Genomic DNA, 18,057 nt, shown 5'->3' with positions numbered 1-18,057 from the left:
ATTACCGGACGCAGTCCCACGCTTGGAGCGACAACGCCATAGGCACGCTTCCGCCAAGCCCTCTGCACATGCTAAGGGGGATGAATGAGACTGCTTGTGGTGGAGGACAACAAGGATCTGGCGGCCTGGCTGGGCAAAGCCCTGCGACAGGCGCAATACGCTATCGACATTGCTTATGACGGCGAGGACGCTGAGCATATGCTCAAGGTGGCGGAATATTCGGCGATGATCCTCGATCTTTCGCTGCCCAAGCTTGACGGGCTGACGCTTTTGAAGCGGCTGAGGCAATCGGGAAACAAGCTGCCGGTCATCATTCTGACCGCCAATGCGAGCCTGGACGGCCGTGTGGCCGGGCTCGACAGCGGTGCCGACGATTATCTCGCCAAGCCCTTCGAAATCGCCGAACTCGAGGCGAGGATCCGCGCGGTCGTCCGCCGCGGCCAGGACCGGGCATCCTCGGAGATAACGGTCGGAAACCTGCGCTTTTCCGGCGGCACGCGGCAGTTTTTCGTCGCAGACGAACCGCTGCAACTGACCCCGCGGGAATATGCCGTTCTCGAACAGCTCGTCACGAAGCTCGGCACTACGGTCTCGAAAGCCGCCCTTTCCGAAAGCGTCTTCGGCTTTGACGACGAGGCCGATCCGAGCGCCATCGAAATTTACGTCCACAGGCTCCGCAAGAAGCTCGAGAGCAGTTCGGTTCAGATCGCGACGCTGCGCGGGCTCGGCTATCTCCTCAGACATGTCCAATAGCGTCGTGACAAAGGCTGGCGGAACGATCGCGCGGCTCAGCCAGAGCCTGAGGGTGCAACTGCTCTGCTGGGTGCTGTTGACGCTCTTCGGCGCGATTGCCTTCAATCTTTACGACAGCTTCTGGTCGGCTGACGCGACGGCAAAGCTGGTGACGGATCGAACGCTTCTGGCCTCGGCCCGCGTCATCGCCGAGGCCGTCCGCGTCGATGAGGGCGGCAATGTTCAGGTGGATGTGCCGCCGGCTGCTCTCGAGATGTTCGATACAGGCTTCGGCGACCGCGTATCCTACCAGGTCATCACCGCCTGGGGCAGTCTGGTGAGCGGCTTTCCCGACCTGCCGAGGCCGGCTGTCCAGCGGGCGGGCGAGGATCGGACCTTCCATGGCGCTGACGTGCGCGTCATCATGCTCGACCATCCCGTCGTCGGCCTTCCCGATGACGGCACGGTCTCGGTGACCGTCGCGGTGACCCATAAGAGCCAGTATGCGATGCGGCGGCAACTGTGGCTTTCGGACTTTTCCAAGCAGTTCGTGCTTGTCTTCGTCGCAAGCTTGGTGACGATCCTTGGGCTTCAGCGCGGCCTCGCACCTGCTCTGAGGCTGCGGGACGCTGTGCGCCGGCGAGGGCGCAACCGTCTCGATCCGCTGCCGCCGGAGATGGTCCAGAGCGAACTGCGCCCGCTCGTGCATGCGCTGAACGATTACATGGAGCGCGTCCAGAACCAGATGGCAGCGCAGCGGCGGTTCGTATCGAACGCGGCGCATCAGTTGAGAACGCCGCTCGCATTGATTTCGACGCAGGCGAGCGTGGCCTCCCGCGAAGACGATGCCGCCCGCCGCGACGAGGCGCTGGCTGCGCTACGCACCAGCACCCGGCAGATTTCGCGTCTCGCCAGCCAGCTTCTTACCTTGTCGCGGGCCGAGCCCGGCAGCCGCCGCCCGCGCAGCGATGCGACCGATCTCAGCAGGGCTGCCCGCGAGATCCTGGAGGCCTATGCCGAAGAGGCGTTGAGACGCAACATCGATCTCGGGCTGGAAGCGGACGGGGCTGTCATCGTCGAGGGTGACGGCACGATGCTGCGCGAGATGCTGGTCAATCTCATCGACAACGCAATCCGCTATACCAGTGCCGATGGACGGGTGACCGTCGCCGTCGGGCAGGCGGATGGAAGCGCCTTGATTGCCGTCGAGGACAATGGGCCGGGCATCCCCGCCGGGGAGCGCGAACAGGTTTTCGAACGGTTTTACCGGATTATGGGAACCGAAAGTGAAGGAAGCGGCCTCGGGCTTGCGATCGTGCGCGAGGTCGTCGAGGGGGCCGGAGGTTCGGTCTCGCTGGATGATGCGGACGGCGGCGGTCTCGTCGTGACCGTGCGGCTTCCGCTTGCTTGAACGGTCATCCTCGGGCTTGCCCATGCTGTTCGGTTAGCGCGGCTTTGCCCGTAACCTCCCGCTTTTGACGGGGAGAGGGGGCGTGCCAAACGCAGCGTTGAGGTTGGGGAAAGCCGGTGCGGCGTGGTCCCTTGCGTCTCGCAAGCTTGGAGAAGGTGCCCGTAGGGCGGATGGGCAGGCGCCGGATGACACCGTCAATAAACAGAAGGCCGGGCATGGCGCCCGGCCTTCACTTCGATCTGCCTTGGGAGGAGGTCGATCTGATTACTGCGTATCGAGGTGCTGCTGCGGGCGCCATTTCGCCAGGCGGTTTTCGACCAGCGTCATGATGTATTCGGCAACGAGCGTGACGACCATGACGAGGAGGATGGCCGCGAACATGCCGGCGGCGTCGAAGGTGCCCTTGGCGATCGAGATCAACTGGCCGATGCCGAAGCGGGCGCCGACGAATTCGCCGACGATGGCGCCGATGATCGCAAAGCCGAAGGAGACGTGAAGGCTGGCGAAGATCCAGCTCATTGCCGAGGGAATGACCACCGTGCGCGTCACCTGCCAGTCTGACGCGCCGAGGATGCGGGCATTGGCGATCATGTTGCGGTCGGCTTCGCGCACACCCTGGAAGGCGTTGGCGAAGACGACGAAGAACACCATGATGAAGGCGAGCGCGACCTTGGACGGCAGGCCGAGACCCATGATCATGATGAAGATCGGGGCAAGAACGACGCGGGGGATCGAGTTGATCGCCTTGATGTAGACGGAGAAAATGTCGGACAGGAAACGGTTGCGGCCAAGGCCGATGCCGACGAAGACGCCGGTGATCGAGCCCGCGAAGAAGCCGATCAGCGCCTCTTCCATCGTCACCCAGAGATTATACCAGAGCGACCCTTCGGTGGTGCCCTCGGTTGCCCATTCGTAGAGGCGTTCAAGGACGCCGCTCGGGCTCGAATAGAAGAACGGATCGATCCAGTTCATGTTGGATGAGAGTTCCCACATGCCGATCACGAAGACCAGGATGGCGATCTGCCAGAAACGCACCAGCGTGTTGCGCCGGCGTATCGCCTTCATTGCGGAGGCTTCGATCTCGGCATCCGACGTGCCCGGGCGAAACAAGGTGGCCGAACCGGCCTCGAAAGTCGTGTTTGCCATGATATCCTCCCCTCAGGCCGCTTCGCTTGCGCGGCGGTAGCTGGTCTCGACCTCTTCGCGCAGGTCCTCCCAGATGGTCTTGCAATAGTCGATGAAGCTCTGCTCGTAACGGATCTCCGACACCACGCGCGGGCGCGGAAGATCGATCGGATAGACCGACTTGACCGTGGCCGGGCCGGCGGTGAGCACATAGACCTTGTCGGCAAGCGCTACGGCTTCTTCGAGATCGTGGGTGACGAACACCACGGACGCCTTGCGCTCGGCCCAGAGCTTCAGCAGCTCTTCGTGCATGACCGTACGGGTCTGCACGTCGAGTGCCGAGAAGGGCTCGTCCATCAGCAGGATCTCAGGCTCGTTGATGAAGGTCTGGGCCAGCGAGACGCGCTTGCGCATGCCGCCGGAGAGCTGATGGGGATAGTGATGCAGAAACTTCGACAGGCCCACGCGGGCCAGCCAGTCGCGGGCGCTCTGTTCCGCCTCCGCGCGCGACTTGCCGCGAAACAGCGGGCCGGCCATGACGTTTTCGATTACGTTCTTCCAGGGAAAGAGCGCATCGGTCTGGAAGGCGAAGCCGACACGCGGGTCGATGCCGGTGATCGGCCCGCCCATCAGGCGCACTTCGCCGGCGCTCGGGCGTGCAAGGCCCGTCACGAGGTTGAGCGTCGTCGACTTGCCGCATCCTGTGGGGCCGACGACGGCGACGAATTCGCCGCGGGCGACCGTCATGTTGAAATCGCGCAGCGCCGTCAGGGACTTGCCGGTCGGCGAGACGAAGCGCCGGCTGACATTGATCAGCTCGATCGCCGGGATCTGTTTGTTGTCCTGTTGCATGGTGATACCCTAGGCGTGCTTGAGGGCGCGCACGCAAAGCCCATGATCGAACGGACGCCGCTTCCGGCGAATGCGGGAAGCGGCGCGACTGATTACTTGGCGTTCTTGACGAACTCAGTCGTGTAAGTCTTGGAAAGGTCGATCTGCTTGCCCTTGACGTTCTTGGAGAACTCCGACAGCACGGCAAGCACGGTCTTCGGACCGTCTTCCGGCATCACGCCATCAGGCGTGAACATGCCCTTGCCCTCGTCGAGAGCCTTGATGTAGCCGTCCTTGTCGCCGACGTAGAAATCCTTCGGCATCTTCTCCGCGATCTCGGCGGCGGAATGCGTATTGATGTACTTCAGCGTCTTGACGAAGGCGTTGGCGAGCTTCTGCGCCTCTTCCTTGTGCGCGTCGACCCAGGAGGTTTCCATGTAGAGCGAGGCGGCCGGATAGGTTCCGCCGAGTGCCTTGCGGGTCGAGTCGACCGTGCGCATGTCGACGAGAACGCTCGCTTCGCCCGTCTTGATCAGGCGCGAGATCGTCGGCTCCGTCGTCATGCCGGCCTGGATCTGATCCTGCTGCATGGCGGCGATGAACGTGCCGCCGGCTCCGACCGGAATGGTGACGACGTCGCCCGGCTGCAGGCCGGCCTTCGAGGCCATGAACAGCGTCAGGAAGTTGGTGGACGAGCCGAGGCCGGTGACGCCGAGGTTCTTGCCCTTGAAGTCGGCCGGCGACTTGATTTCGGGGTGCTTGCTCGAGACCATCTCGACCTCGCCCGGCGCCTGGCTGAACTGAACGACGGATTCGACGAATTTGCCCTTGGCCTGGAGGTCCACACAGTGGTCATAGAAGCCGACGACACCCTGCACGGCGCCTGCCAGAAGCTGGTTTTCGGCATCGACGCCGGCAGCTTCGTTCAGCAGTTCGACGTCGAGACCCTCATCTTTGAAGTAGCCGAGGGATTCCGCGAGCTTGGCGGGCAGATAGATCTGCTTCTCATAGCCGCCGACCATGATGGTGATCTTGTCGGCCGCGTGGGCGGCGCCTGATGTGAACGTGGCTGCGGCGAGAAGCGCGGAAAAAGCGACGGTGTGAAAAAGGCTGCGTGAAGAACGCATTGATATCTCCTCCTGATGGTTTGCCTGCATCGTCGTCTCGTCACCTCAACCCGTGTCTCCTCCACGATGCAGCCCTTTCGTAAGACGTCGAAGCTTTCAACTAGCTTTCAGCCGCAAACGATCAATCTATTGAGTGAACCGGCGGGAAAGTGATGCGTCGACGCCCACGCCTGCAGGGTGGCGGCTTACAACGCGGAAGAGCTTTTCGCCGGCTTTGTCTCCGCCAGGGCGTTCGGGCTCTCGGGAGCAGATATCAGCTGGTAAAGCTTCGCAGATCCTTGAGCAGGTTGCGATATCTCGCCTGGCTGCCAACGAGATGCTCGCGCATCGCATTGCGGGCGGCCTGATCGTCCCTGTCGGAAATGGCGACGACGATCGCTTCGTGTTCCCTGTGGATCAGCTTTCGGTAGGCGGTCTGCTCGGCCGTTCTGGTTTCCGGAACGAGCCTCGACTGCGGAATGATCGCTGCACCCTGAGATTCCAGGAAATGCTTGAACAGCGGATTGTTCGTCGCCTCCGCGATTGCGACATGGAGTTCGAGATCGGCCTCGCGGATGGATTGATCGGCCTCGATGCACTGGAGGATTTTCCGGTGGCATTCGAAGATCGCTTCCTCCTGCGCCGGCGAACGGCGGAGCGCGGCAAGCCCCGCCGCCTCGATTTCGACAGGTGTGCGGATCTCCAGCACTTCCAGATCGGAGGCGACACGAGCCTTGTCCACTTTCCGTCCGGAGAGAGAGGGATCGGCGCCGAGCACGAAAATGCCCGCGCCCTGGCGCACCTCGACCAGCCCGTCAGAGCGAAGGGCTGCCACGGCTTCGCGCACCACGGTTCGGCTGACGCTATGTGTTTGCGTCAGTTCGTGCTCGCTCGGAAGCTTGTCGCCGGCGGCATATTGGCCGCTCAGGATCGCTTGCCGAAGGCTCTCGCCGACCTGTGCGACCAGCGACCCCGAACCTCTGCTGCGATCCTTCATCTGCATAGCCACGCCTTGTCCCCCGCATCGGCTTTGATCCGCATGCCGCCAAGCTTGGCGGCATGCGGAATCTCAATTCATCACACATGTATGACAAATCCTCCGATCTTTCAATGATGAACGGCACCGTTGCTACCTGTTTTGCGGGGAGTGTCGCCGGGCGCAGAGCGTCTTGTGAGCCTTGCTGCGACATCCTCCGACGCTCCTCATGCTGAGGTGCGCAGCCCGAAGGGCGAAGCCTCGAAGCGCGCCGCAACGCTGCTTCTTGCATGTATCAGCGCCTGAGCACCCGCCTCGTCCTTTGCCTGGTCAATAGAGATCGAGGGAGGAGGCTTAAAGCCGCCTGGTCGACTCCCCGCGCACGAATCTCGGCGTCAGGATGAAATCCTTCGGCGGCTCGGCGGCGGCTTCCGGGTTTGCGATCCTGGCCAGCAGGCGCTGGGCGGCCAACTCGCCGAGTTTCTGTGCATCCTGCACGACCATGGTGATGCGCGGCGTGATGACATTGCTCCAGGGTACGTCGTCGACCATCGCCAGCGAGACGTCGTCGGGACAGCGGAAGCCCATTTCCTGCATCACCTGCAGGGTTGCCAGCCCCGTCATGTTGTTCGCGCCGATGATGGCGGTCGGCCGGTCGCGGCGGGTGAGCAGGCGCATTGCCTGCGCATGGCCGCCGCTCCTGGTATAACCGCCCTCGACCACCAGCGACGGATCGACGTCGGCGCCGGCGCCTGCCATCGTGTCCATGAAGCCTCTCAGGCGCTCGTCGGCGGTATGCAGGCCGGAGGGGCCTGATATGAAGGCGATGCGCCGGTGGCCTAGCTGCAGCAGATGCTCGGTCAGGATGGTGGTCGTCAGCGGGTTGTCGGAACCGACGAAATCGCGCTCGGCGCCCTCGACCTTCTGGTCGAACATGACGATCGGTGTCTTGAAGTCGCGCAGGAAGGTTGCGTATTCCGCGCCGCGCCCGTTTGTCGCCAGCGCAATGCCGGCGATCTTCTGTGCCTCCAGTCGCTCCAGTAGCGCCCGTTCGAGATTGGCCCGGCCGGAGGAGTCGGCGATCAGCACGAAATAGCCGTGGTCGAGCGCCTGGTGCTCGATCTCGCGGCGGATGTCGCCGAAGAACATGTTGCCGAGATTGGCCGAGACGAAGCCGATCAGCGAACTGCGCCCGCGCGCCAGCGTCTGGGCCACCGGATCGATGCGGTAGCCCGTCGATTGTATCGCCTGCTGGATGCGGTCGAGTGTCTCGGCGCCGACCCGCTTCGGGCTGTTGAGCGCCAGCGAGACGGTCGAGATCGAAACCCCCGCAAGGCGTGCGACATCGCGTATGGTTGTCATGTCTATCGAACCGGTTCTAAAGCTTTCTTTTGTCAGATTTTATTCGTATGCGCAACATATCCTGCTGGATTACTCATCTGTGGTGCATTTACTTCGCAGTTCTGCAATTCGCGAATTTCGGCTTGACAGATATGGGATCAAGGAAGATGGTCAGTCACCGAACCGGTTCGACATGATGTGGAACCGGAAAACAGGGAGGAGAAACCTGTGACGAGTTCGGAGCGCCTGCCGGAAAATCCGGCATCGGGAGCGGGCAAACACGCCTGGTTCAGCCATGATCGCCTCGGCATGTTCATCCATTGGGGCCTTTATGCGCTTGGAGCGCGGCACGAGTGGTTGAAGAACCGCGAAGAGCTGAGCGACGATCACTATCAGCGTTATTTCGACAATTTCGATCCCGATCTCTACGATCCCAAGGAGTGGGCGCGTTGCGCGCGTCTTGCCGGCATGAAATATGTCGTGGTGACGACCAAGCATCACGAGGGTTTCTGCCTCTGGGACAGCAGGGTTACCGACTACAAGGCGCCGAACACGCCCTGCGGCAAGGACCTGTTGACGCCGCTCGTCGAAGCCTTCCGCGCCGAAGGATTGAAGATCGGTTTCTACTATTCGCTGCTCGACTGGCATCATCCGGATTTCCCGATCGATGTTCATCATCCCCTGCGCAACCATCCCGAGGCCGCGGCGCTGAATGCCGGGCGCAACATCGCCAACTACGCTGCCTATATGCGCGAACAGGTGCGTGAGCTCCTGACCGGCTTCGGCCGCATCGACATCATCTGGTTCGATTTCAGCTATCCCCGGCGTGAATATCGCGGCCTGCCCGGCAAGGGGCGCGCCGATTGGGAGAGCGAGCGGCTGCTCGAGCTGGTGCGCGAACTGCAGCCCGAAATCATCGTCAACAACCGCCTCGATCTGCCGCCGGGAACGCTGCCCGATGTGACGACGCCGGAGCAATATACGCCGCGCGTGGCGCCTGCCATCGTGAGCCAGGGGGTGCTCTGGGAAGCCTGCCACACCTTCAGCGGCTCCTGGGGCTATCACCGCGACGAGGATAGCTGGAAGAGCCCGGAGCAGATCATCCAATTGCTGATCGATTCCGTCGCGCTCGGCGGCAACCTCCTGATGAATGTCGGTCCGACCGGCCGCGGCACGTTCGACGCGCGCGCCATCGATGCGCTCGAAGTCTACCAGAACTGGACGTCCGTCAACGGACGTTCCATCTACGGGGCAGGGCCGTCCGCCTATCCGGCGCCAGCCGGCTGCCGCTATACCCAGCGCGGCAATCGCCTCTACCTGCATGTCTATAACTGGCCCTACCGCCACATCCATATCGAGGGCCTTGCCGACAGGATCGCCTATGCGCAGTTCCTGCATGACGCGAGCGAAGTTCGCTGGCTCAGTCATACCAGGGATGTGGATTCCAATATCGGCGTGATGGTGCCGGAAGGCATGATCATGCTCGAACTGCCGGTCCGGCGACCCGACGTTACCGTGCCCGTGATCGAGATCGTCCTCAAGGCGTAGTCGATCGCACTTGCCTGTCCATTGCGTTCATGGAGGGAGGAGAAACCCATGAAGGTTCTGCAGAAGACGCTTATGCTTGCCACAATCGGCGGCAGCCTTTTTGCCACAGCCGCATCGGCCGAGCAGGTCAGCCTGACTTGGCAGATGTGGACCGGCTCCGATGCCGACACCAAGGGCTGGCAGCACCTGGCCGACATGGTGACCGCCAAATATCCCGATATCAAGGTGACGCTGACGACGACGGGCTGGGTCGATTATTGGACCCGGTTGCCTGTGCTGGCGGCGTCGGGCCAGCTTGCCGACATCGTTTCCATGCAATCGCTACGCATGCCGAACTTCTATTCGCTGCTGGAGCCGCTGAACGATCGGATCGCGGCCGATAAATTCGACGTCGGCGCGTTTACGCCCTCGATCATCGGCGGCATGTCCATCGACAAGCAGCTGTACGGCCTGCCGTATGACGTCGGTCCGTGGGTCGTCTATTATAACCAGGATGCCTTCGAAGCCGCCGGCATTGCCTTGCCGAAACCGGGCTGGACACTGGCCGAGTTCACCGATGCCGCCAAGAAGCTGACGAAGGACGGCAAATACGGCTTCGGCATTACCCCGCAGAACTATTCGGTCCTGGCTTCGGCCTGGGGCGACAAATACGTCAACGACGCTCGAGAACTCGACCTCACCAATCCAGGCGCTATTACCGCTGCCGAGACGGTGATCGGCTTTGCCGCCAAGGACAAGATCGCGCCGCTGGTGCCGTCGAGCGCCGATGCCGGCACGGTCATCCAAGGCCGGTTCTATTCAGGCAATGTCGCCATGTATGTCGACGGTCCATGGTCGATCATCGGCATGAAGGACAAGGTCAAGTTCAAGGTCGGTTCCACCACCCTGCCGCGCGGAGAACGAGAGCTGACGGCCGTCACGGCGGGCTCCGGTTTCGGCATCGCCACGACGAGCAAGAACAAGGATGCGGCCTGGAAGGCGATCCAGGTGCTGACCAGCCCGGAGGCTTTGCAGTACCTCGCCGAACAGGGCCGGGCGCTGCCGGCGCGCACGGCCTCGCAATCCTCCTGGTACAAGGTGGCTGCCAAGGACATTACCAATGGCGGCGAGGCCATCGACTATTCCCTGGCGCATTCGGTGCCCTACGTGATCACCAATAACTGGGCGGCGGTGGAAAACCTCTTCAACCAGTATTTCCCGCCCGCCTTCGCCGGCAGCGCCGACGCCAAACAGACGATGGACGCCATCCAGAGCCTCGCGCAGCAATAGGGCGCCGTCGCTTTGAACCCGTGCATGATCCCTCGGAAAATCCACTGCGATATCGGGGATCATGCGCCAGCTCTCGCCGTGGCGGAACCCGCCGGGCATGGAGGAAGACATGTCGGAAAGCGCCGTCGCCGAACTTCCCTTGCAACCCGTTCAGCCACGGCGCTTCCTGAAGCCTGAGACGCAGACTGCGATGGTGTTCCTGCTGCCGAGTTTCCTCGGTTTCATGATCTTCATGGCTCTGCCGATCGTGGCGTCGTTCGCGCTCTCCTTCACCAACTGGCAGCTGATCTCGACGCCGTCCTTCGTCGGCTTTCAGAATTATATCAAGCTCTTCACCGTTGATCCCTCATTCTACACCATATTGGGAAACACGCTGTTCTTCGCCGTCGAATATCTGGCCGTGAACATCATCGTCTCGCTGACGCTCGCGGTGTGGATATCAAGCCTCAAGCACGGCAAGGCGATCTTCAGGGTGATCTTCTTCCTGCCGACCTTCACGCCGACGATTGCGGCTTCCGTGGTGTGGCTGCTGATCTTCACGCCGGACGGCCTCGCCGACAGCGTCATCCGCTCGCTCGGCCTCGGCCTGCCGAATTTCCTGCTGAGTTCGAGCTGGGCGATGCAGGCGGTCGTGATCGTCACGCTCTGGGCCAATGTCGGCTACAACGTCGTGATGTTCAACGCCGCGCTCGATCTGGTGCCGAAGCATTATCTCGAAGCGGCGATGATCGACGGCGCCGGTCCCTGGCGGCGCTTCTGGCGCATCCGCCTGCCGCTCATCTCGCCGACGGTCTTCTTCGCCACCGTGATGACGGCCATCACCTCGCTGCAGGTCTTCGACGAGATCTTTGCGATGACGCGCGGCGGTCCCGGCTCGGCGACGGCGACGCTGGGCTTTGCCATCTATCAGAAGGGCTTCACCAATTTCCAGATGGGCTATGCCTCGGCGCTCGCCTGGGTGATGTTCGTCATGATCATGGCGCTCACCATCCTGCAGTTCCGCATGCAGCGTAAATGGGTGCATTATGACGAATAGCCCGACCTCACGGCATCCGCATTCCGTCTCGGCGAACCGCCATCGCCTGTTGCGGCGCATCGGCACCTTCGTCAGTTATGTGGGGCTTTCACTGGTCGCGCTGCTCTTCCTCTTTCCCTTCTTCTGGATGGTGTCGAACGCGGTGCGCTCCAATGCCGAGGTGATGGCCGTGCCGGTCCGCATCTTCCCCGAGGAGTACCAGTGGGGCAATTTCGTCGAAGCCCTGGTGTCGCTGCCCTTCGGCATCTTCCTGTTGAATTCCCTCGTCGTCGCCTGCGGCGTGACCGCAATCGTCATCGTGGTATCCTGCCTTTCCGCCTATGCTTTCGCCCGGCTGCGGTTTCCGGGACAGGAAGGGCTGCTGCTCACCTATCTCAGCACGCTGATGATCCCGCAGGTGATGCTGGTCATCCCGCTCTTCCTCGTCGTCAGCAAACTCGGTTGGATCAACACCTATCACGGCATGATCCTGCCGGTCGCCTTTTCTTCCTTCGGCACCTTCCTGCTGCGCCAGTTCATCCTCGGCATTCCCAAGGATCTCGACGAGGCGGCGATGATGGACGGGGCTTCGCGGCTGCGCATCCTGGTGACGGTGATCGTTCCGCTCGCAATGCCGGCGATCGGCCTGCTCGCGCTCTTCACCTTCATCGCGCAATGGAAGAGCTTCCTCTGGCCGCTGATCGCCACCAGCGGCGTCGAGAAGGCGATGTTGCCGCTCGGGCTCACCTTGTTCCAGACACAGCAGGGCACCGCGTGGAACTACATCATGGCCGGTGCGACGATTTCCATGGTGCCAGGCGTCATCCTGGCCATCGTGCTGCAGAGGGTGATCTACAGGGGCATCACCGTCAGTTCCGGCTTCGGTGGCCGTTAATTCCCATTAAAACAAAGGGGCGCGCGCTGCTGCGAGATCATATCCTGCGCTTAACTTTTGCTTCCGGTCGAAAAGTAAAATTTAACCAAGATTTGAAATAACGCATTCATATCCGAATTGCGCAGGGGAATTCATGAAAACGGCCACGCTTGCATCCATCGCTCTGGCGATATCGGTCTCTGTTGCCAATGCGCAGACGATCGGGGTTTCGATGACCAATCTCGACAAGTTCAGAGAGATGCTTGTGAACGGCGTCGTCTCGCACGGGAAGACGATATCGGGCCTCAAGCTCATCACCGAAAATGCCAATGGCGATAATGAGCTGCAGAAGAAGCAGGTTCAGCAGTTCGTCGCCGACAAGGTCGATGCCATTATCATGATGCTGTCTGATGGCGATCTCGGGCCGCAAATGACCAAGATCGCAGCGGATGCCGGCATTCCGCTGATCTACATCAACACGACGCCCTCCAATCTCTCGGACTTGCCGGACAATCAGGTTGTTGTCGCCTCCGATGAGAAAGACTCCGGTACGCTGGAGACGAAGCAGGTATGCTCTCTCCTCAAGGGCAAGGGCCGCGTCGTCGTGCTGATGGGGGAGGTCTTCCATGTGGCTGCCCGCACCCGCACCCAGGACATCGCTGATGTCATCGCGACGCCGGAATGCAAGGGCCTTGAGATCGTCGAGCAGCAAGCGGCCTATTGGTCGCGCGATTATGCGGATCAGCAGATGCAGGAATGGCTGGCGGCCGGCGTCAAGTTCGATGCTGTGATCGCCAACAATGACGAGATGGCGCTCGGTGCGATCCGCGCCATGAAGAAAGCCAATATCCCGATGAAGGACGTCGTCGTCGGCGGCGTCGACGCGACCGACGATGCGCTTGCCGCAATGGTGGCGGGCGATCTCGATGTCACCGTTCTCCAGAGCGCCGTCGGGCAGGGCGCGGCCGCGGTCGATGCCGCCATGAAGCTCATCAACAAGGAGAAGGTGCCACGCGAAAACAACGTTCCCTTCGAACTCGTCACACCTGAGAACATTGCCCAATACCTGCCGAAGAGCCAGTGAGCATAAGAGGCCTATGATGTTGCATTTCTGGAATAAATTCGGCATTCGCGCGCAGATCACCTCGGGCTTCGTGCCGCTGATCCTGCTGATGAGCCTTCTCACCGTCAGCGCGATCTCCGGCATGAACGGGCTCGCCGCCATCTTCGCTTCCTATCGCTCCACCGCCGGCCAGAGCCTCGCCATCTCGGATTACAGCGACCAACTGCACGAGATCCAGATGTCGGCCGAGGCTTTCCGCTCCACGCCGTCGCAGGCTGTCGTCGACAGTTTCCGTGCCGGCGTCAAAGCTTTCGAAGCGGACGATCCGCGTTTTGCCGACAACAAGGATCTGCAAGCTGGTCTTGCGGTGATCCGTCAGGATATTGCCGCCTATGGCAAGGCCTTCGAACAGATCGTCACCCTTCAGGCCCGGCGCGACCTGCTGATCTCCAAGGTCACCGAATTCGGGCCCTGGACCAGTATCGCGCTCAATGACGTCATGCGTAGCGCCTGGCGCCAGAATGACGTGGCCCTGCTGCACATGACGGCGGAAACGCTGGAAGCCCTGAACCGCAGCCTTTATTTCTCCGAGCGCTTCGTCCATTCCAACGATTTCGCCGCCTATGACAAGGCGCAGGCAGCGCTTGCCGAAGCGGTGGCGCTGAACGATGCCGCCGCCAAGGCCGCCAAGAACGAGCTGCAGAAGAAGCGCCTGATGGGCGCCGGCCAGCTCATGCAGAACTACACGGCCCGTCTCGGCGACATGAAGGAAGTGCTGCAGGCGTCCGGCAATGTCCGCCAGACGCAGCTCAACGTTTTGGCGCCGAAGATCGCAGGCGAGTTCAAGGATCTGCAGGCGACCGTCACCGGCGCACAGAAGAACCTTGACGGTTCTGTGGAAGCAACCGTTGCCTCCGCGACCAGTACGACGCTCGTCATCAGCGGCCTGTTGATCGTCATCGGCCTCGTGCTCTCCTATTTCGTCGGTCGCCTGATTTCCTCGGCCGTTCGCAAAATGGCGCAGTCCATGGAGCAGCTTGCCCGCGGCGACGAACGGATCGTGATCGCCGGCGTCGAGCACCGCCACGAACTGGGCGCCATGGCACGTTCGCTGAAGGTTTTCCAGGAGACCGGACGCGCCAAGCTGATCGCCGAAGCCAATGCCGAACGTGCCCGCCTCGCCGCTGAAGAAGAGCGGCTGCGCCAGGAAGCCGAGCGGCTTTCCGACGCGCAGGTGATGGAGCACGCCTTCCGTCAGATTTCGATTGGTCTCGATGCGCTTTCCAAGGGCGACCTCACCGTGCGCGTCGGCGAAGTCGATCATCGCTATGTCAGGATTCGCGACCATTTCAACAATTCGGTCGCTAGCCTTGAAGAGGCGGTCGGCTCCGTCATCCGTGCGGTCGCCACCATCCGCTCCGGCCTTGCGGAAATCTCCACGGCCTCCAACGATCTTGCCCGCCGCACCGAGCAGCAGGCCGCTTCGCTGGAAGAAACCGTCGCGGCACTCGGTGACGTCACCCGCGGCGTCAACGGCACGGCGGAGGGCGCAAGCCGCGCCCAGGCTGTCGTGGCGACGGCCCGCACCAATGCCGAAAAGGGCGGCGAGATCGTTTCCCGCGCCATCGCGGCGATGACGGAAATCCAGAATTCGTCGTCGAAGATCGGCAATATCATCAGCGTCATCGACGAGATCGCCTTCCAGACCAACCTGCTTGCGCTGAACGCCGGCGTCGAAGCCGCGCGCGCCGGTGAAGCGGGCAAGGGCTTCGCCGTCGTCGCCCAGGAAGTCCGCGAGCTTGCCCAGCGCTCGGCCAATGCGGCGCGGGAGATCAAGGAGCTGATCTCCACCTCCTCGACGCAGGTCAAGACGGGCGTCGAGCTGGTCGGCGAATCCGGCGTCTCGCTCGAACAGATCGTCGAGCACGTCACCGCCATGAATGCGACCGTCGCCGAGATCGCGGTGGCCGCCCGCGAGCAAGCGACAAGCCTGCGCGAGGTCTCGGCCGCCGGCGACCAGATGGACAAGGTGACGCAGCAGAACGCCGCAATGGTCGAAGAGACTACGGCCGCCGCCCAGAGCCTGACGCAGGAAACCGAAAGCCTCGCCGAACTGCTGCGGCGCTTCAAGACGGGCAGCGCCCGGGCATCGGACCATCGCCATTACGCCATGGCGTCCTGAGGTATTTCACCCGAAAGCGCCTCGCACGGGTCCCAATCCCCTGCGAGGCGCTTTGGCGTGCCGCCAAGGCATAACCGGCGAAGTATCAGGCGGCCGCGGAGCGCGCGCTGTGTCGTGAAGGCCTTCCTGCCAAGCCGGAAGACTATGAAGGCGGCAAGGGCGTCCTTGCTGCCTGCGCGATCACGCCGTATGCGGCCCCGCTCGCAAACTCGTGTCGGCCCGCCCGGAAATTCCCGGCGAATGCATCCTGCTGACAAAATTTGTCACTGCCCTGCACTATACATCGGTCATCGCCACTTCACTGAAAGGAAAGAACGATGGCTGCAGCAAACGGCAGAGCCTTGGCGCTCGCCCACACCTATTTCGATGCCATGACCAGCAAGGACATCGACACGATCGCCTCGATTGTCGCGGAGGATGTCGTCTGCACGTCCCCGCTCGGAGAGCTTCAAGGCGCGCAGGCGTTCCGCGGCTTCCAGGAAGGCTTCGCCAGGATGATAGAGAAGCTGACGCTCGTCGCAGCCTTCGGCGACGACGAACACGCCGTCATTATCTATCTCTCGCAAACTCATCCGGTGCCAAGCGCAATCGTAGCCGAGCACCTCACCGTCAGGGACGGCAAGCTGGCGTCGACGACCGTCATGTACGACGCCACGCCTTTCGCTGAATATATGAAAACCGTACGGCCGCACTGACCGGAATCGGCGAGGGTTGCCAATGATTACAATCACCGCTGCAACCGGTCGCTACGGCCGGCTTGTTATCGACGCCCTGTTGAAACGCGGCGTGCCCGCCCATGAGGTCGTCGCCGCCGTTCGCGATCCAGGCAAGGCATCGGACCTGGCAGCCAAAGGCTTGAAGGTTCGAGAGGCCGATTACGATCGACCGGAAACTTTGGCGTCAGCCTTTGCGGGCGCCGACAAGATCCTGCTTGTTCCTTCCGCAGATTTCGGGCGGCGCTATTCGCAAATGCAACGCGCCGTGAATGCAGCAGTTGAAGCGCAAGTCGGGCTGATCGCCTATGCGGGCTTCGTCAACGGCGAAACCAGCACCCTGCTTTTGGGCGACGAGCATAAGCAGACGGAAGAGGCTATCACGGCGACCGGATTGCCTCACATCTTCCTGCGCAATGGAGCTTATATCGAGGTCTACGCCGGTGATCTGGGTGACATCGGCTATGCCCTAACGGCAGGGGAACTCATGGGTGCTGCCGCAAACGGCTATGTGTCGGGCGCGAGCCGCGCCGATCTGGCAGAAGCGGCGGCTGTCGTTCTGTCGAGCGAAGCGGAAGGCAACGCAGTTTACGAACTTGCCGGCACATCTTTCACCATGACGGACATGGCAGCGACGATCTCGAAGCTCACTGGCAAACCACTCGTCTATCAGGACATGCCCGTCGAGCAATACCGGCAAGTGTTGGCGACCTTTATGCCGGGTTTCCTTGCAGAGATTGTGGCCGATGCGAGTTTCGCCACTCAGCGCGGCGACTGGTTCAGCGAAAGCACGGATCTCGAACGTCTTCTCGGTCGGCCGACGACCCCTTTAGCAGAAGTCGTCTCGGTCACCCTCAAGAGAAATGGTCTGATATGAAGCGCATTCAGTACAACGCATACGGCGGCCCGGAGTTGATGAAACTCGAAGATTTCGAGCTTCGTGAGCCCGGCAGGGGTGAGGTCGCCGTGAAGGTCAGCTTTGCGGCCGTCAACCCAATCGATTGGAAGGTTCGCAACGGCGCTTTGAAAATGGTGACGGGGAAGAAATTCCCACGCGCTCTCGGAAGCGATTTTTCGGGGGTTGTGATTTCCGTCGGACCCGGCGTAACACGCATGAAACCTGGGGATGCGGTGTTCGGCCTCGCGCGGATCCAAGAGGCGGGGGCGATCGGCGAAGCCGTGATCGCACCCGAGACTTTCCTCGCCAGGAAGCCGGATTCGATTTCTTTCGAGGATGCAGCCTGTCTTGCAACTCCCGGCGTCACGGCTTGGAATGGTCTCGTCGACAAGGCGGGCCTGAAACAAGGGCAACGCCTGTTCGTCAACGGTTGCGGCGGCTCGGTTGGAGAATCGGCGGTTCAGCTTGCCCACATGGTCGGCGTGACCGTCTCAGGCAGTTGCAGTGCCGAAGATGTGCAAAGAGCGCGAGATCTGAGCGTTCAGACCATATTTGACTACCGAGTGACCGATCTGTCCAAGATCGGCGATCGCTACGACGTTGTGTACGACACTTCGGCCACGATGACCGTTGCGGTTGGAATGAGCCTGCTTCGCAAGGGCGGTACTTTCCTGGACATCAACCCCACGCCGGTCAAGTTCATTCGCGCGATTTTCGATCGGCGGCTAAGGCCGATCATCTGCACTGCGAGAGCCGACATTCTGGATGGTCTTGCCCGTGCGGCAGGTGAAGGAAAGCTGAAGCTGCCGGTCGCCGAGATCGTCCCGCTGAGAGATGCCATTTCTTTGGTGACCGCGCTCGAGGCCGGCCGAAAGCTTCGAGGGAAAGGGTTGATCTCGATGGCTTGATGCATGCCGGAGAAAGCTGTGCAGGACGACACGTATGTAGAGGCGTTTTAGGCGGCATGCTGCCA

The 18,057-nt window shown here is 61.6% G+C and carries 16 protein-coding genes; 11 read left to right on the top strand and 5 right to left on the bottom strand.

The window, feature by feature from the left end; genetic code table 11:
• Window positions 1-84: 84 nt before the first annotated feature.
• Window positions 85-753, top strand: coding sequence for a response regulator (locus RHEC894_RS30950; RefSeq protein ID WP_085740445.1), 669 nt, complete (start codon window positions 85-87; stop codon window positions 751-753).
• Window positions 743-2,143 (top strand): sensor histidine kinase, encoded by a 1,401-nt coding sequence (locus RHEC894_RS30945; protein WP_085740444.1) that lies wholly within the window; start codon window positions 743-745, stop codon window positions 2,141-2,143. The genes RHEC894_RS30950 and RHEC894_RS30945 overlap by 11 nt, the downstream gene beginning before the upstream one ends.
• Window positions 2,144-2,407: 264 nt before the next feature.
• On the opposite strand, the gene RHEC894_RS30940 is transcribed toward RHEC894_RS30945, so the two are convergent.
• From RHEC894_RS30940 to RHEC894_RS30920, 5 genes are all read right to left on the bottom strand, one after another.
• Window positions 2,408-3,289 (bottom strand): ABC transporter permease, encoded by an 882-nt coding sequence (locus RHEC894_RS30940; RefSeq protein WP_085740443.1) that lies wholly within the window; start codon window positions 3,287-3,289, stop codon window positions 2,408-2,410.
• Window positions 3,290-3,301: 12 nt separating this feature from the next.
• The gene (locus tag RHEC894_RS30935; RefSeq protein ID WP_085740442.1) at window positions 3,302-4,120 is read right to left on the bottom strand and encodes an ABC transporter ATP-binding protein; all 819 of its coding nucleotides are present in this window, start codon (window positions 4,118-4,120) and stop codon (window positions 3,302-3,304) included.
• 92 nt (window positions 4,121-4,212) lie between these two features.
• Window positions 4,213-5,226 carry an ABC transporter substrate-binding protein gene (locus RHEC894_RS30930; protein ID WP_085740441.1) on the bottom strand — a complete coding sequence of 338 codons (1,014 nt, stop codon included), beginning with the start codon at window positions 5,224-5,226 and terminating at the stop codon, window positions 4,213-4,215.
• A 253-nt stretch (window positions 5,227-5,479) separates the two neighbouring features.
• Window positions 5,480-6,208: a FadR/GntR family transcriptional regulator gene (locus tag RHEC894_RS30925; RefSeq protein WP_010068342.1), complete on the bottom strand. Its 729-nt coding sequence runs from the start codon at window positions 6,206-6,208 to the stop codon at window positions 5,480-5,482.
• A 327-nt stretch (window positions 6,209-6,535) separates the two neighbouring features.
• Window positions 6,536-7,543, bottom strand: coding sequence for a LacI family DNA-binding transcriptional regulator (locus RHEC894_RS30920; protein WP_085740440.1), 1,008 nt, complete (start codon window positions 7,541-7,543; stop codon window positions 6,536-6,538).
• A 207-nt stretch (window positions 7,544-7,750) separates the two neighbouring features.
• Here RHEC894_RS30920 and RHEC894_RS30915 point away from each other — a divergent pair, with 207 nt between their 5' ends.
• The 9 genes from RHEC894_RS30915 (at window position 7,751) to RHEC894_RS30875 (ending at window position 17,992) form a co-directional block, all read left to right on the top strand.
• Window positions 7,751-9,070, top strand: coding sequence for an alpha-L-fucosidase (locus RHEC894_RS30915; RefSeq protein WP_085740439.1), 1,320 nt, complete (start codon window positions 7,751-7,753; stop codon window positions 9,068-9,070).
• A gap of 48 nt (window positions 9,071-9,118) precedes the next feature.
• Complete coding sequence (locus RHEC894_RS30910; RefSeq protein ID WP_085740438.1) at window positions 9,119-10,339, top strand: sugar ABC transporter substrate-binding protein; 1,221 nt, start codon at window positions 9,119-9,121, stop codon at window positions 10,337-10,339.
• Between the two features lie 61 nt (window positions 10,340-10,400).
• The gene (locus RHEC894_RS30905; RefSeq protein ID WP_010067343.1) at window positions 10,401-11,375 is read left to right on the top strand and encodes a sugar ABC transporter permease; all 975 of its coding nucleotides are present in this window, start codon (window positions 10,401-10,403) and stop codon (window positions 11,373-11,375) included.
• The gene (locus tag RHEC894_RS30900) at window positions 11,365-12,249 is read left to right on the top strand and encodes a carbohydrate ABC transporter permease (protein ID WP_085740437.1); all 885 of its coding nucleotides are present in this window, start codon (window positions 11,365-11,367) and stop codon (window positions 12,247-12,249) included. The genes RHEC894_RS30905 and RHEC894_RS30900 overlap by 11 nt, the downstream gene beginning before the upstream one ends.
• Window positions 12,250-12,382: 133 nt before the next feature.
• Window positions 12,383-13,312: a substrate-binding domain-containing protein gene (locus tag RHEC894_RS30895; RefSeq protein ID WP_085740436.1), complete on the top strand. Its 930-nt coding sequence runs from the start codon at window positions 12,383-12,385 to the stop codon at window positions 13,310-13,312.
• A 16-nt stretch (window positions 13,313-13,328) separates the two neighbouring features.
• Window positions 13,329-15,473: a methyl-accepting chemotaxis protein gene (locus RHEC894_RS30890; protein WP_085740655.1), complete on the top strand. Its 2,145-nt coding sequence runs from the start codon at window positions 13,329-13,331 to the stop codon at window positions 15,471-15,473.
• Between the two features lie 317 nt (window positions 15,474-15,790).
• Window positions 15,791-16,168 (top strand): nuclear transport factor 2 family protein, encoded by a 378-nt coding sequence (locus tag RHEC894_RS30885; protein ID WP_010066356.1) that lies wholly within the window; start codon window positions 15,791-15,793, stop codon window positions 16,166-16,168.
• Between the two features lie 22 nt (window positions 16,169-16,190).
• Entirely contained in the window at window positions 16,191-17,063 is an 873-nt protein-coding gene (locus RHEC894_RS30880; protein WP_085740435.1) for an NmrA family NAD(P)-binding protein, read from the top strand.
• Complete coding sequence (locus RHEC894_RS30875; protein WP_085740434.1) at window positions 17,060-17,992, top strand: NAD(P)-dependent alcohol dehydrogenase; 933 nt, start codon at window positions 17,060-17,062, stop codon at window positions 17,990-17,992. Before RHEC894_RS30880 ends, RHEC894_RS30875 begins: the two co-directional genes overlap by 4 nt.
• Window positions 17,993-18,057 lie beyond the last annotated feature (65 nt).

Origin of the sequence: Rhizobium sp. CIAT894 (assembly GCF_000172795.2) — a bacterium.
Classification (GTDB): Bacteria; Pseudomonadota; Alphaproteobacteria; order Rhizobiales; family Rhizobiaceae; genus Rhizobium.
This window is presented reverse-complemented; position numbering and strand designations above follow the sequence as displayed.